General features: G+C 43.5%; 16 protein-coding genes and 1 tRNA gene. 6 read left to right on the forward strand and 11 right to left on the reverse strand.

The features are described from left to right. The first annotated feature begins 6 nt into the window (after window positions 1-6). Window positions 7-846, forward strand: coding sequence for a DNA-3-methyladenine glycosylase (locus tag A4E24_RS05090; protein WP_292352203.1), 840 nt, complete (start codon window positions 7-9; stop codon window positions 844-846). Between the two features lie 151 nt (window positions 847-997). Here A4E24_RS05090 and A4E24_RS05095 read toward each other — a convergent pair. From A4E24_RS05095 to priS, 9 genes are all read right to left on the reverse strand, one after another. Continuing rightward, window positions 998-1,113 (reverse strand) — tRNA-Ser (locus tag A4E24_RS05095). 56 nt (window positions 1,114-1,169) lie between these two features. Beyond that, entirely contained in the window at window positions 1,170-2,414 is a 1,245-nt protein-coding gene (locus A4E24_RS05100) for an endonuclease Q family protein (RefSeq protein WP_292352204.1), read from the reverse strand. Between the two features lie 4 nt (window positions 2,415-2,418). Next, entirely contained in the window at window positions 2,419-3,198 is a 780-nt protein-coding gene (locus A4E24_RS05105) for a proteasome assembly chaperone family protein (protein ID WP_292352205.1), read from the reverse strand. After that, window positions 3,158-3,358, reverse strand: coding sequence for an RNA-protein complex protein Nop10 (locus A4E24_RS05110; RefSeq protein WP_292352206.1), 201 nt, complete (start codon window positions 3,356-3,358; stop codon window positions 3,158-3,160). Before A4E24_RS05110 ends, A4E24_RS05105 begins: the two co-directional genes overlap by 41 nt. A 7-nt stretch (window positions 3,359-3,365) precedes the next feature. Further along, entirely contained in the window at window positions 3,366-4,163 is a 798-nt protein-coding gene (locus A4E24_RS05115; protein WP_292352207.1) for a translation initiation factor IF-2 subunit alpha, read from the reverse strand. A gap of 19 nt (window positions 4,164-4,182) precedes the next feature. Next, window positions 4,183-4,359, reverse strand: a complete 177-nt coding sequence (locus A4E24_RS05120) for a 30S ribosomal protein S27e (protein ID WP_292352208.1) — start codon at window positions 4,357-4,359, stop codon at window positions 4,183-4,185. Between the two features lie 6 nt (window positions 4,360-4,365). After that, window positions 4,366-4,644: a 50S ribosomal protein L44e gene (locus A4E24_RS05125; RefSeq protein WP_292352209.1), complete on the reverse strand. Its 279-nt coding sequence runs from the start codon at window positions 4,642-4,644 to the stop codon at window positions 4,366-4,368. A gap of 24 nt (window positions 4,645-4,668) precedes the next feature. Continuing rightward, window positions 4,669-5,397 carry a hypothetical protein gene (locus A4E24_RS05130; protein ID WP_292352210.1) on the reverse strand — a complete coding sequence of 243 codons (729 nt, stop codon included), beginning with the start codon at window positions 5,395-5,397 and terminating at the stop codon, window positions 4,669-4,671. 285 nt (window positions 5,398-5,682) lie between these two features. Then, window positions 5,683-6,852 carry a DNA primase catalytic subunit PriS gene (priS, locus tag A4E24_RS05135; protein WP_292352211.1) on the reverse strand — a complete coding sequence of 390 codons (1,170 nt, stop codon included), beginning with the start codon at window positions 6,850-6,852 and terminating at the stop codon, window positions 5,683-5,685. Window positions 6,853-6,963: 111 nt separating this feature from the next. Here priS and rqcH point away from each other — a divergent pair, with 111 nt between their 5' ends. From rqcH to A4E24_RS05150, 3 genes are all read left to right on the forward strand, one after another. Next, window positions 6,964-8,958 (forward strand): ribosome rescue protein RqcH, encoded by a 1,995-nt coding sequence (gene rqcH / locus A4E24_RS05140; protein ID WP_292352212.1) that lies wholly within the window; start codon window positions 6,964-6,966, stop codon window positions 8,956-8,958. A gap of 77 nt (window positions 8,959-9,035) precedes the next feature. Beyond that, window positions 9,036-10,076, forward strand: a complete 1,041-nt coding sequence (locus A4E24_RS05145) for an mRNA surveillance protein pelota (RefSeq protein ID WP_292352213.1) — start codon at window positions 9,036-9,038, stop codon at window positions 10,074-10,076. A 489-nt stretch (window positions 10,077-10,565) separates the two neighbouring features. Next, window positions 10,566-11,141, forward strand: a complete 576-nt coding sequence (locus A4E24_RS05150; protein WP_292352214.1) for an acetate uptake transporter — start codon at window positions 10,566-10,568, stop codon at window positions 11,139-11,141. Window positions 11,142-11,202: 61 nt separating this feature from the next. Here the strand turns inward: A4E24_RS05150 and A4E24_RS05155 are convergent, their stop codons facing one another. After that, a complete protein-coding gene (locus tag A4E24_RS05155) occupies window positions 11,203-12,138 on the reverse strand; it encodes a diadenylate cyclase (RefSeq protein WP_292352215.1) in 936 nt (311 codons plus the stop codon). Between the two features lie 107 nt (window positions 12,139-12,245). On the opposite strand from A4E24_RS05155, the gene thpR reads away from it, so the two are divergent. After that, complete coding sequence (gene thpR / locus A4E24_RS05160) at window positions 12,246-12,791, forward strand: RNA 2',3'-cyclic phosphodiesterase (protein ID WP_292352216.1); 546 nt, start codon at window positions 12,246-12,248, stop codon at window positions 12,789-12,791. Between the two features lie 18 nt (window positions 12,792-12,809). Here thpR and A4E24_RS05165 read toward each other — a convergent pair whose 3' ends face one another. After that, complete coding sequence (locus tag A4E24_RS05165; protein ID WP_292352217.1) at window positions 12,810-13,835, reverse strand: FAD:protein FMN transferase; 1,026 nt, start codon at window positions 13,833-13,835, stop codon at window positions 12,810-12,812. Between the two features lie 100 nt (window positions 13,836-13,935). Here A4E24_RS05165 and A4E24_RS05170 point away from each other — a divergent pair, with 100 nt between their 5' ends. After that, window positions 13,936-14,364, forward strand: coding sequence for a hypothetical protein (locus tag A4E24_RS05170; RefSeq protein ID WP_292352218.1), 429 nt, complete (start codon window positions 13,936-13,938; stop codon window positions 14,362-14,364). Window position 14,365: the final 1 nt, after the last annotated feature.

The raw sequence follows: 14,365 nt of genomic DNA on the forward strand, positions 1-14,365 counted from the left end.
GATAACATGTATACCCTGGAGTGCACAGATTTCAACTTGGACTATACCCTGGACTGCGGTCAGGTATTCAGATGGGATAAAATTGGTGATGTGTGGACAGGTGTGGTGCAGGGGGACGTGGTGCATGCCTGGCAGGATCTACAGACGGGCCTTGTACACATTGATTCCAGATTACCGGAGGACTTTTTCCGCAATTATTTCCGATTAGATGATGACCTTGACAGGATACTGAAATCTGTGAACAAGGATAAGTATATGGCTGAGGCTATTCGCGGTTACAGGGGGATGCGCCTTATCCGGCAGGAACCATGGGAATGTTTGATCTCATATCTTCTTGCCACAGCGTGGAGCATTCCTAATATCAAGAACGGTATTGCCAAGTTATCCCGCATCTTTGGCGGGGAAATTGCTGAAGACCATTACAGTTTTCCAGAACCGGGGGCTTTAGCGATGGCATGTGACTCTGACCTGTGTGACTGCAGGCTGGGTTTCAGAACCAATCGCATACGTAAAGCAGCAGCACAGGTAGTTGATGGTGATATCAACCTTGATGAACTTTTTGAGCTTGACTATGAGGATGCTAAAAAGCAGCTTATGGTGCTGGATGGCATAGGAGAGAAAGTAGCGGATTGCATACTACTTTTCGCTTTCGGGAAAATGGAAGCCTTTCCTGTGGATACGCATGTGGAAAAAGTGATCAGGACATATTACGGCGATCACGAGTTCTTTAAAAATGGCATGACCAAAAGCAAAATAGGTGTATGGGGAAGGCAGTATTTTGGAAATTACTGTGGTTATGCACAGCAATACCTGTTCTATCAAAAACGGCTCGAAGGCTTGAAATGATTGGAGAGGTTAAAAAGAGCCAGTTTAAAAAATGTGGGTAATCTAGTATTATGTTCACCCAGAGCGAAGCATCAGGATCATTTCTGTTTTCCGTGTTTAGATTATGATAATGAGCAAGATGAAAGTGTTGGGTTTATGACTTTGAAGGTCACGCCGAGGTTGGGATTCGAACCCAAGCACCCCGTCAGGGGAAACCGGTCTCGAGCCGATCGCATATAGACTCCTGGGCATTTATTCCGTTGGATTGGTCCGCTCTGCCACCTCGGCACCGCTGTTGCGAACTTGATGAAGGTTTTACTCTTTTATATAGATATCGTGGCGGTTCAGAAATCGAACAAAGACCTCTGTTTATCTTTTTTGCCAGCGTGTTCATTTTCAGGTCTTGAGGAAGTATGATGATCTTTTCGATCAGCAGGCAATTCCAGCCAGCCGTACTGGCCTCCTCCACCCGGATGGATAATGATCTCCTCGTTCCTGAAGGTCATGATGGCATTAACTATTTTCCTGTCCACAAAACCCATGTTCTCAGCCGGCACATCCAATAGCGCTTTTACCTCGCTGCCAAATCTTTCCACCAGGGAGTTCCAGGCCGTTTGTACTCCCTTGGTGTTTATGCTGGCATGTCCCAATGCCATCATTATCACTTCAGAAAGAGGTGCAAGATGCACATAGGGGGGCCTGTGGTCAGGATGTAGTGGTTCAGGAAGATCCGCAAGTTCATTTACCCGGTCCTTTACGCCTTTTTTGATCTGGCCTCTACACTTACTGCATTTCCAGTTCAAGCTCACAGATTCCTGCATAGTGTAGTGGGTAAAACATTTGATACATGCAGATTCGTTGTATTTGCCTTCCTGAGGATAGAACCCTACATTAAGTGTCGGTCCATAGCCTTCTTTTCTCATGATCGCTTTTTCAAGCCCTTCAAAAGTTACTTCCGGTACTTCTAATTGTGTGAACTCCCGGGCAAGCTTGTTGACCATTGGAGAGTGAGCGTCGGAATTCGTAAGGAACGTAAGCCTATGCAGTTCACTTATGCGGTCCGCGTAGTCACTATCCGCACTGAGTCCAAGTTCAACAAAAGATATGTATCCTGTCATATCTCCATAACAACTTTGTAGAGAATCATGTGCAGCATACATAGATGTCCAGGGAGTGAATGCATGGCAAGGCCCTATTAATGCACCTATGTCCTTCGCAACCTCGGCTAATTCACAACCCTCCATACGGACCGTAGGTCTGCCATCGGTCTTTATGTCTCCATGTTTTTCCATCTCAACAGCGAGTTCTTCTGCTTTGGATATGGAGGGCAGGATAAGAAGATGGTGTACTCTGAACTTATCCTCTATCTCGGTGGTGAGTATAAAATCAGTGTTTTGGACCTTTATAGTTTCATCATCAATGGCTGCTCTTTTTATTTCCTCAAGCCATTTGGGATGGATACAATCCCCTGTGGCTAGAAGATCGATCCCTTTCTTTGCAGCCTCAACAGCCATTGTAGGCAGTTCCATCCGATCGGAGCATGCCATTGAATATTTAGAGTGCAGATGGAGGTCTGCATTGATCTTCATGGGTTTACCCTATGTATCTCAGATCCTCTTCTCCGGTCCCGATCTCTGGCATCATCTGGGGTTGTTGTTGCTGTTCGTATTCTTTCAGCCTGGCAACTATCTTTTCCATTTCCTTTGCACGCTCTTCAAGGGGACCAGCATCTATCTCCAGATCAAATAGCTTGCAGATTATTTTCAACAATGATTGAGCGCTCTTCGGGTCAACGATGTAACCTGAGGTCATGCCCATCAAACATGCAGCATCAATATCTCTAAGTTTACACAGGCCAAGCATAAGACCAGAAGCACCCACAATGCCTCCTCCAGGCTCGTTTGGTTTGAATTGTACTCCAATTTCTTCCAGCCTGCTTTTCAGCTCAGATCTGCTCACTGCACCCAGCACTTCATCTATATGGGTCAGCTGTCCGGTTGGGAATCCACCCAGAGTGTACACCATTTTTACGCCCATCTCTTCAGCCAGATCAAGGTAAAGCTCGCAGAGTTCGTAATGTCCATTGGTGGTATTGCTTTGATGGTCGCCGATAAGTACAAGAAGGTCATGCTCTTTTGCCTTGCAAACGTAGATCTCATTATTGACCATCCTTATCTCGCTGTTCTCATTAACGAGAACCTGGGGAGGAAAATGAGGAGAATATATTTCAATAAGTTTTATGGAAGTAAGTTCTTCCACAAGGTGCTCAGCAACAAGTTTTCCCACATGGCCCACACCAGGAAGTCCCACGATCAATATGGGATCTTTTATATCAACATTCTTTTCTAGATGAATTACCCTGTTCTCGCGCATTGGTATCCCTGATCCTTGCAATCCTGCGATATTTTCCATAGGGGTCAAGCGGTGAAAAACGCGGGGGCAAAGGGTTGCCCGCTTTTCCTCCGCAATGAGTACATTTCTCTTTTAAAGTATACTGTCCGCATTGGACGCACTTCTTTATCCTGGAACCCACCAGTATATCACGCCTTTACACTTTCGTTATGACGATGATACACTCCCTGGCCACCCAGTTTGTGTATTGTAGTGATAACAGCATTAGAAGCATTCTTTAATACAGATTCAGCAGTCTTATAATCAGGTGCAATTACCTTGATCCTGTATCGTGGAGCACCTGTGTATGTTATCTCGACCTTTACTCCCTCTTTCTGGATCTCATTGGCAGACATTAATGATCTTTTTATCACTTCGATCCCTTCGGGAAGATAACAGTTCAGATCCACAAAACCGGCGATATCAACAAACGGAAGTTTTATATTCTCCTGGGCTATCCTGAGAATACTTTTAACTACATTCTTTTTAATCTTCATTTCTATGAAAGGAGCTTCTCCATTGATGGCCGCTTCTTCAAAGGCAGAATGCAGACTTCCAAAGTTTTCGTGAAGTTTGATCTTGAGCTTATCTAGCTCTTCATCTTTTATTTTAGTTTCCTCTTCAACGAACTGCAGCCATTTTGCGGCCTTTTGCTCATTTTTCCAATCCTGGATCTTGGCACGTTTCTGGTGTTCATTGACATCTTTGAGGGACAGATCAATGTGTCTGCGGCCAGTATCCACTTTCAGGACCTTACATACAATTTTCTGGCCTTCACGTACATAATCACGTACGTATTTTACCCATCCGGCCTTGATCTCGGAAATATGGATGAATCCTTCTTTTCCACCATACTCTTCAAGTGTGGTGTATGCACCGAAGTCCACAACGTCCTTTACTGTGCAGACTACAAAATCGCCAACATCTGGCCACTCATTGATATCCATCTGATCACTTTGAATACACTTATTCCAGGACTTCCAGGATGTGTGTAGTTATAGTTGATTTGCCGCCTGTAGGTTCTGCAAGGGTCCTGCCGCAGACCAGGCATGTTACCTTGGTACTTGCACTGCCGAAGATAACCTGTTCGTTCTCACAGTCATTACATTTGACACGTAAGAATCTGCTTTTTGGTTTTGCCATTGTTCATCACTCCGCAAATTCGAATTTCTTTGCTCTGAAGCACGGTCTCTGATGGGACTTATTACACTCTGAGCAGCGATACCTGAGATATATCCTTTTTGTGGGTTTGTCTCCACCAGGAACCTTGGAGAACTTTCCGCTGTTGCCTATTCCTATTTGGCGCTTCTTCTGTCTTTCTATATGTGTCAGTGAGGAAGCTTTTCCTTTCTTCACCCTCTCCACCACATGTTCTGTGTGCTTTTTACAGAAAGGGCAGTGTGTTCTGAATCTTTTTGGGATCTTCATTATCTACACCTTTATTGATCTGAATCATAGTTTTGTGATGATGTGTGCCACGTTGCGTTTCACAAGACCTTGTGCGTTAGGGGTCGGCAAAACAACAACATCCTCTGCACTCAGCGTATAATCACGATTATCTAAAGCCTTAAAGGTAGGTAAGTCGTTCAGTATTCGCACAACAACGAACTCTTCATTTATATTACTTTTGCCTATTACTTCTGGAATGTTTTTTCCAGGCACTTCCTGTGTTCTTTCCGGCTCCTTTATTTCAGGCACATCCGAAGTGGTTAGGTCATTTTCTCTTTGATCATGTTGGTGTAGGGCAACTTCCATTGAAGTGCTTTCCCTGCAAGGTACGGTCTTTGAAGCCACTATCGTTTCCGGATTGAGTATGGGTTCGAGCAGTTCTCCTCTTGCAGAATTTATGGCAGATAATACAGAATCATATATCTTTCTTTCAGCGGGCAATAGTTTGTCCATATCCTGACTAGGGGACTTTTTGGAAAAGGCATTGGAAGTTGCCCTTGTAGTGATCTTCTTTATTCTGCGCAGGAATATTACTTCAATGTCGGTGATAGCACTCTGAAGCTCATCCTCCAGCATTCTGGATTCAACGGATCTGGGATTATTGATCAGTCTTATCTCATCTTCCAGTTCCCGAATATACTTAGCTACACTCTCGTAGAAATCGGAACTTAAGGACCTGAGGGAAGAACTGCTCTCACTGCGCAGGATATCTTTCAATTCTGTTCTATCCATATTTTGTCGCACCTCTGCACATCAGGTGCACTGCCGCATACTCGATATCCAGTCTCGACACCTCATTCTCCATAGTAGTTTTCCTTCCAACTTTAGAACACAACGGTCCATCCTTCTTTTTGGGCCTGCTGAGATGTATATGACACTCCATCAACCTTTAAACCTTTATTGTTCAGCAGTGTGATAATACCTCCTTTGTTACCAAGCTAAGATTTTTAAGTTAGAGGAGTGCTCTTACAGAGCAGTCTCATCGTAAGATCATATCTTTTCATTCTATCCTGTTTCTTATCCAGATTCCGCAACTCCTCTGCACATAAGGTGTACAGCCACATATTCCGGCAGTTCCTGCTCACCCGGTTCCACCTCGATATCCTTCCCTTTCATCTGCACTGCAAAAGGCTTTATAACTTTTAACCTGACCGGTCTATCATCGAAGACCACCGCATCTCTTAAAGGCTCGAACTTTTCCAGGTCATCGATATTTAAAGACATTACCTTAAGGCCGGAACCACCATGTAAAGACCCGGGAAGACGTATCAAGCGCTTGATGTCAGCTGTAACAGGCTCATCCACAACAGCTGACATTTTCTTAATTCCTTCCTCTATCAACGTATTGATTATTTTTTTATTCAGCCCAGACAGAACATCAATATTACCTTTCTTCAATACTTCCACTTGTGCTTCATCTCTAAATACTTCTATTATCTGTCGGGCCGTTTTTTCTCCAATGCCTTTGAATCCCCTTAGGATTTCCTCAGCATCGTCCATGGCAACTATGTTTTTCATAAAAGAAACAAAATACCTGTTTATTCTTCCTTTCCAGCCGCCTTCAGTTTCCGAGGGAAATACCATCATCTGTGCACTCTCTCTTCCTGCATCTCCACTTACTTCTTTTGTGTCAAGTATCCTTTCAAGGTCTATTCCTTTCGCACTGACATAATCAACGATCTCACGCCTTTCGGGGCTTTCCAGATGCAGGACAGAAGGGTCGGTTATATGGCAATGGTACCCTCTGCCTCCTGAGAACACAATATGTACGTCCTTTTCATCAAATCCGAAGTCATCAAGCAGGAATTCCATTAGTTTAAAAGTTTCTTTTTTTCCCTTTTCCAGCATGTCAGCATAAGAAATGATCTTTCCGGGAAGATGGTCTGAGTCAATATCAAAGATAAGATCTGCCTTCTGCCAGTTCTTCTCTTTCATCTTCGGAGCGCTGGGATACTCGTAGTATGCAACAGAATAATATGCATGAGCGGGAGCTATTCCTTTCAGGTAGTCCGTGATCTCTCCTTTAGAGCCGAAGGCAATGTGCCGCTTCATGAAAGTTTCAGAACTATCGCTGAAAGAGATAAATCCCCATTCGCGGGATATGTGTTCCGGGGGCAGGTGTATCTCAGCCTGTGAGTAATAGGCCTGGAACCTGTTCACAAGAAAATTTCGTGTCTTCTCATTCATTTTCTTCTTTATATCTTGTTGCTATCGTTTCATTGTTAGTTCGATGTCCTATCATTAATATTACTTTCTTGTCATAAACCTTATAGTCAACACCTGCATTATAGTCGCTTTATGAAAGAGGAAATGACAAGTGCAGATGTTGCAGCTCTTGTGGCAGAACTAAGCTCAGGTGAACTTTCGCTCATTGATGCCAAAGTAGGGAAGATCTATCAGCCACTGGAAGATGAGATACGTTTCAACCTCTTTGTTTTTGGTAAGGGTAGAGTGGACTTCATAATCCAGGCCGGAAAGAGGGCCCATCTGAGCCAGTATGCTTCTCCGAGCCCTAAGATCCCGCAGTCATTTCCTATGTTACTGCGCAAACATGTAATGAGCAGCAGGATAGTTTCCATTAAACAGTATGATTTTGACAGGATAATAGAGATAGGTTTTGTCAGGGGCGGTGTGGAAACCGTCCTGGTGGCTGAGCTTTTTGCCAGAGGCAATATCGTGCTCATTGACAATGAAAGGCGCATCATTCTTCCCATGAACCCTGCAACGTTCAAAGGTCGCAGGGTAAGAAGTGGTGAGATATACACTTATCCTGAAGCACAGATCAGCCCTCTTGAGGTAAATGAAGAACAGATGCTTGCAGTCTTCAGTTCATCTGATTCGGATGTTGTACGCACGATCGCCACCAGGTTCAATCTGGGCGGCCTTCTTTCTGAAGAAGTATGTTCCAGGGCAGGGATCAAAAAGAACCTGCCGGTTGCAGAAGCAGGCTTAGAGGAAATAAAAATGCTTCTTCGGGCAATGAAGGAAACCTTTTCTCCATTGCAGACCGGGAAGTTAGATCCGTGTATTATCAAGAAAGGTGAGGGGGATGCTTCTCAGTCAATAGATGTCGTACCATTTGAACTGGAAGTTTACCGTGAACTTACAAAGGAACGTTTTCCCTCCTTTAACAAAGCTCTGGATGAATATTTCGGTAAGAGGGAAGCTGCTTCTATCACCGAGCAGGTCATTGCGGTAAAAAAGGAAAAAGTCGACCTTCTGGAACGCAGGTTAAAACAGCAGGAAGAGGCCGTGGAGAAATATGGCAAAGAGTCTGAGAAACAAACTTCCATTGCAGAAACCATTTATGCTAATTACCAGGCTGTAGAAGATGTCCTGAACGTTCTTTCCAATGCAAGGGATAAAGGTTACTCATGGGACCAGATAAAGTCCACCATAAAGGCTGCAAAGGATTCTGTTCCGGCTGCTAAGTCCATATTGAGCATAGACCCAGCTACAGGAACAGTGGTGCTTGACCTCATGGGCATGAAAGCGAATATAGATGTAACTAAGACCGTCCCTCAGAATGCTCAGGTATATTACGAGAAGTCCAAAAAACTGACGAAAAAGCAGGAAGGTGCTATAAGGTCTATCGAGCAGACAAAACTGGCCATGCAGAAAAAAGAAAAGCCTGCAGCCAGAAAAGGAGGTACCGTTCGCATTAAGAAGCACTGGTATGATAGATTCAGATGGTTCGTGTCATCTGATGGTTTTCTGGTAATAGGGGGAAGAGATGCTGATACCAATGAGGAGATCTTTGTAAAGTACATGGAAAAAAGGGACATCGTGCTGCATACTCAGATGCCAGGTGCACCACTGACCGTGATCAAGACGGGTGGTAAAGAAGTACCGCCGCAGACCATTGAGGAAGCAGCCCGTTTCGTAGTGTCATATTCCAGTATCTGGAAATCAGGTCAGTTCAGTGCGGACTGTTACTGGGTGAACCCAGTACAGGTTTCGAAAACTCCGGAGTCAGGTGAATACGTAAAGAAAGGGTCTTTCATTATCCGGGGTGAAAGGAACTATCTAAAGGACGTGCCTGTAGGAGTTGCAGTTGGTATTGAAATGGGTGAAGAGACAAGGGTAATAGGCGGTCCACTTTCTGCCATAAGCACAAGGGCGAAGCACGTTATAGAGCTGGTGCCAGGCAAGTTCAACCAGAACGACATAGCAAAAAAGATATACAGGAAGTATGTGGATGCAATAGGGGATGCATCATTTGTAAAACAGGCAGCTTCTCCTGATAAGATCGCTATGATGTTACCGCCGGGAGAATCCGACCTTAAGGCGTGACCATGTTCATGAGGGTTGCTTCCACAGTAATCATTTTTACGATGCAGTTTGTATGATCATTTTATTCAGGTGCTAATATGAGGGTAATGAAAAAGGACCTGCGGGGAAACGATGGGGAAATATCTGTTTTAGCTGAAACTCTTGATGACCTGTGGCATCTCAAATATATCATTGAGAAAGGAGACCTCGTTTTTGCTGTAACTAAAAGAAAAGCCGATGCGGCAACCGATAAATTGCGTCCGGAAAAAGTAGAGAAGAAAATAGTCAGGCTTGGAGTGCGGGTAGAGGGCCTGGAGTTCCATAAATTCTCCAACAGGCTCAGGGTACATGGTGTCATAGAGCACGGTATGGACATTGGGTCCCATCATACTTTCAATATTGAGGAAGGAACTGATCTATCCATCATCAAGGTCTGGAAGAAAGATCAACTGGAACGAATAGATGAAGCTGAGATTGCTTCCAGGCGGCCCTCAGTTATTATTGTAGCTGTAGAGGAAGGAGATGCGGATATTGGTCTGGTCAGGCATTATGGTATCGAGGTTTATTCTCATATAACTCAATCTTCAGGCAAAGCTGAGGGCAATCTGAGGAATGTTTTTTTCCAGGAGATACTTGATCAATTGACCCACGCTGTTTCCGGGTCGGAGTCTATTGTGCTTGCTGGACCGGGTTTTACAAAAGAGGATTTTCTGAAATATGCTCTGCAAAAAGAACCTGAGATGATGTCAAAGGTGGTTCTTGAAGACACAGCATCCATTGGGATGTCAGGTTTTCAGGAAGTGTTGCGAAGAGGTGCAGTTGACAGGATCATGGAGCAATCCCGGATCGCACGCGAGGCAAAATTGATGGAAGATCTCTTAAAGGAGATAGCAGTGGATGGTAAAGTAGCATACGGTCTGTCAGAAGTGAAAATGGCTCTGGATTATGGGGCTATAGATATACTTCTGATCTGTGATGAGTTACTTAGGGAAGAAAGGGAAAAAGGTGAGATCGATACTTTTTTGCAGGAAGTGGAGCATTCCCAGGGGAGTATAGTTGTATTTAGCACGGTTTTTGAACCCGGCCAAAAATTACTGGCTCTCGGAGGTATTGCAGCTCTTCTGAGGTTCAGGATATGAAAAGATGAATGGAAAAGCATTTATATTAGTTTCTTCTGGGAACTATCTAGCTTCTATTCTATTGTATTTAAATATGTCGTTCTAAGTAGTCAATGCATCAAATATATATTTATAATTAATTACAAATTTAAATATTAATGCTATTTTACACTTTTTTTAATGATAATAGTCTTTTTTAAGTCTTTTATTTGCGAATAAACAGCTTATATGGTTCTAAATTGCGTATGCTGTCTAATAATGGGGTTGTGTTGTGCAGTACCCCAGTTTGATTTCTCTCCTTTCTTAAAAGAAACAAAACACATATATACTGCTATTAGAAAGTGTTTTTATGTAGGAGGTGTTTGGCTAAGTTTGGATAGCTTACAGTATATGCATAAATTTGAATTTATCATTATGTAGCCCGTTTTCTTTGAAGGGTGGTATAACTATACAGTAGAACTAATATTTGATTGTATTAATCTTTATATAATATTTGGGAAGTGACAAACTATGGAAGGAGAAGTAACAATTAAAGATACAACAGCAGGAAGCCCGGCAGCAGTAGGTTTCTACGGTCTTGGGTTTGCAGCTACATTCGCAGGACTTATGAACATGGGGATGATCCCAGATGCGCTCATGGTAATTGCAATGGCAGTTATGCTTGGTGGCTTTGCGGAAATATTTGCTGGTTGGCAGCTATGGAGGAAAGGTGACACTTTCGGCGCAACGGCATTCACGATATTTGGTCTATGGTGGTTCGGTTTTTCATATATAAATCTCGCTCCGCTGGGACTTTTCAATGCAACATGGGACGCAGCAAGTGCTACATCTCTGGCGTATTTCACACTTGTATGGGGCATCATAGCAACTTTGCTTACACTTGGTACATTAAAGATCGGTCTAAAGATGCTAACAGTGGTCTTTATAGTGCTTGACCTCACGTTCTTCAGCCTCGCAGCCGTATTCTTCGGAATGACTTCACTACTGACAATAGCTGGAATAATAACCTTTATCACAGGTCTTGCAGCACTTTACCTTGCCACTGCACTGGTCTTGAATGCAGTTGGAATGAAAATGCCAATGTAAAACAGGACTTGTACTATCTGACCGGATATAACCGGTCCATTCTCTTTTTTTAAAAATAATATTACGCAGGGATACACCTTTGTGGTTTATCGATGCAGATCAATTCTTTTCCATCGATGTATATCCTGACCACGCCACCAGATTCTGATACAGTGAAAGCCACGGCGACAGTATCTCTTGTGATGGCTGCTGCAGATACATGCCGCCCTCCAAGGCCCTTATCAATATTTATATCTCTGGCGTCCACGTCAAGATATCTGCCCGCGGCATGAATCCTTCCATCTTCTGAAATAACGAACACCCCGTCAAGTTGTGCGAGTTCCTTCACCGATTCCCAGTTGTGCTCTTCGAGAATATTGCTGTCCTCAGGTGTTTGTCCCAGGTATGGGTTGATGATCAAGGGGTGTGACCTCTGCATTACCTCCTCGGCATCACCTACGATCAGTGCAGTGCCAACTTTTTTACCTTCACGCCCTTTTGTAGCCACATCGAAGCAAATGGTAAGAACAGCACGTACAACATCAGAAGACACTCGCTCTTCACATTCCCGTATTTTTTTAACCATTTCGTTTTCCTTCAGGTCATGGACCACTATGGCACAGGAATCTATGCTGCCTATAATTCCAACAACGGTACCTTCTGAAATATTCCCCAGAACATGTTCTATAGCAGCTATGTTTTCCAGCTCTTCTAATTTATGATAAGACTGGTTGATCATCTTGTCTGTGAAAGTACGTACTCCTTTTCCCCCGCCGGAGAATATCAGATGATTGATGAGCTCTTTCTGATCACTGAAAGCATGGTAGATAGGAATATTTGTTTTGACCTCTTCAAAACAAAGATCTCCGGAGAGGATTATTGCTGAAGAACCAATTTCTTCGGCAAGCCTTACAGCAGTTTCAATAACAATGATGGTTTTTTCCATGTAGCCCTCTATCTGTCCAGTAGCCTCCTGTTCACTGCTATAATAATCGGCGATCATTCCTTTTTGCTCCATTTTGCCCCTCTCTTTATATAAACACTTTATCTCTATTAAAGGTACCTATGTAAGCCAACAGCGCCAGTATTTTATCTTTCCAGTACCACTTCTATAAAGGTGTTTATGTGATCAGGACATTCGTGGCTGTGGACATCCCGGCAGCATTCCATGCAAAGATCTCTGCGATACAGTCAAAGTTCATCGGACCTGGATTAAGACCAGTGGATCCCAGCATTGTACATATCACCATGAAGTTTCTTGGGGATGTTGATGAGGCGCAACTGCCAGGGATCATCACAGCTCTTGACAGAATGGATTGTCCATCATTCGATTCCAGAATTTCCGGTGTGGGCGCTTTTCCAGGTATGAAGAATCCCAGAGTGGTATGGTTAGGTGCAGACGGGGAGTATTCATGTCTACACGGGCAGTTGGAATCATTACTATCAGAAACAGGTTTTAAAAAAGAGCCACGTAAGTTCATTCCACATGCGACTCTTGCCAGGATCACATATCTGTCCAATCCCCGAAAGAAAGAACTTATCTCTGCAATAGATTCTCTCAGGGATCTTGATGTGGGCCTGATGAGGGTCAATACCGTTAAGCTCAAGAAAAGTACTCTGACTCCACAGGGTCCCATATATGAGACCCTGCACGAGGTTGATCTGCCCTGATTATAGTGAATGTCACTTTCAGGCTGAAGCGACCTCATATTTCTCAAAGCCACTGGACTTTACTATTCTTTTGTCGTTCGTTATCAGAAGACATTCTACGCCATTAAGTTCCTCGATCATTTCCAGGCCTTCCTGTTCCCCTAATACGAATACAGAAGTTGACAGTGCATCTGAGTCTATACCAAGAGGTGCAATGACCGTGGCACTTATAAGGTTCTGGGATGGATATCCCGTGCGAGGATCGGCAATATGCGAGACCTTTGCCTCTTCGCTAAAATATCTTTCATAATTGCCGCTGGTAGCTACAGCCATATCTGTAATCTCAATAACAGTTATTACCTGCTGGCTCATGTTTGGATCCTGCAATCCTACTCGCCAGGATGTTCCATCGGGTTTATATCCAATGTAATATCCATTTCCTCCCGCATCAACAAAACCGGAGGTTATGCCATCCTTTCTAAGCGAATCTATGGCAAGGTCAAGAGCATATCCCTTTGCTATTCCCCCCAGGGTGATCTTCATCCCTTTCTGAAGGAATATATCATTTCCTTCGATCGTTATGTTGCTGGCGTTCACAAGCCTTAGTGTTGCGTCCAGTTCATCTTCAGTAGGGGGCTGCTGTGTACCTCCAGGTGCAAATTTGCTCTTCCACAGGTCCAGCAGAGGCAGGACCGTAATGTCAAAAGCGCCGCGGGTAATATGTTGATAGTATATAGATTTGTTGATTACATATGTAAGGTCATTACTTGCATTCAAAAGTTGTGAATTAGTGTTAAGTCTGCTAAGTTCACTGGTGTTGTCGAAATAGTCCATGCTGGAGTCAACATAGTAGATCTTCTCAAAAGCATTATCAATCACCTCTCTGGCATGAGCACTGTTAGTGTCAACCACTTTGATCGTCACTATAGTATCCATTATGCTTCTGGTATCGTTGTATATCTGTAGCAGGGGTTCCTGGCTATCCGTATCTTTGTCAATGCAATTCATCACGAATGATACTGATAAAACCGCAATCAGGGCAATAGTAACAGTTTTATACATCATGGATTATGGAATGACATAATCAATCTTAAACTTAATCAGAACCGTAACGGGCATTTAGTTGTTTCTTTCGCGGAAATCTTTGATCAAAGGAAGTGTAATCATGAGCGATCACAGTGGAGCTTCAGCAACAGGCTCGCATTCAAGCAAGGACAAATACCTTGTTGTGGCAATCCATCAGATTATGGAAGAGTATGGATGGAGGGGAATCGAAAAACAATTTGGTGTTGTAAAACATCATATCATTTATGTGAAACCCGGTTCTCCTCTTCAGAAAATAGAACTCAAGTCCAATGTAGTCGGCAATCACATGGATGTCGACTTCTTTGGCATGACCCCTGAAAAAGGCCTTATGGATAAGGTTTTTGATTTTAATGTACGGGTAGTCCGCAAGTCATTCGAGATCGATAAATACGTCACTAACGACTTGAAAGTTACTAACGAACAGAATCTGAGGAATACTATAATCGTTGCTATAAAGCAGCTTGAAGATGTTGCTTCTAAAACGCCAGGGGATACCTCAGAAAAGTGAG

Source organism: Methanomethylovorans sp. PtaU1.Bin093 (assembly GCF_002067275.1).
In the GTDB taxonomy this organism is placed as follows: Archaea; Halobacteriota; Methanosarcinia; order Methanosarcinales; family Methanosarcinaceae; genus Methanomethylovorans.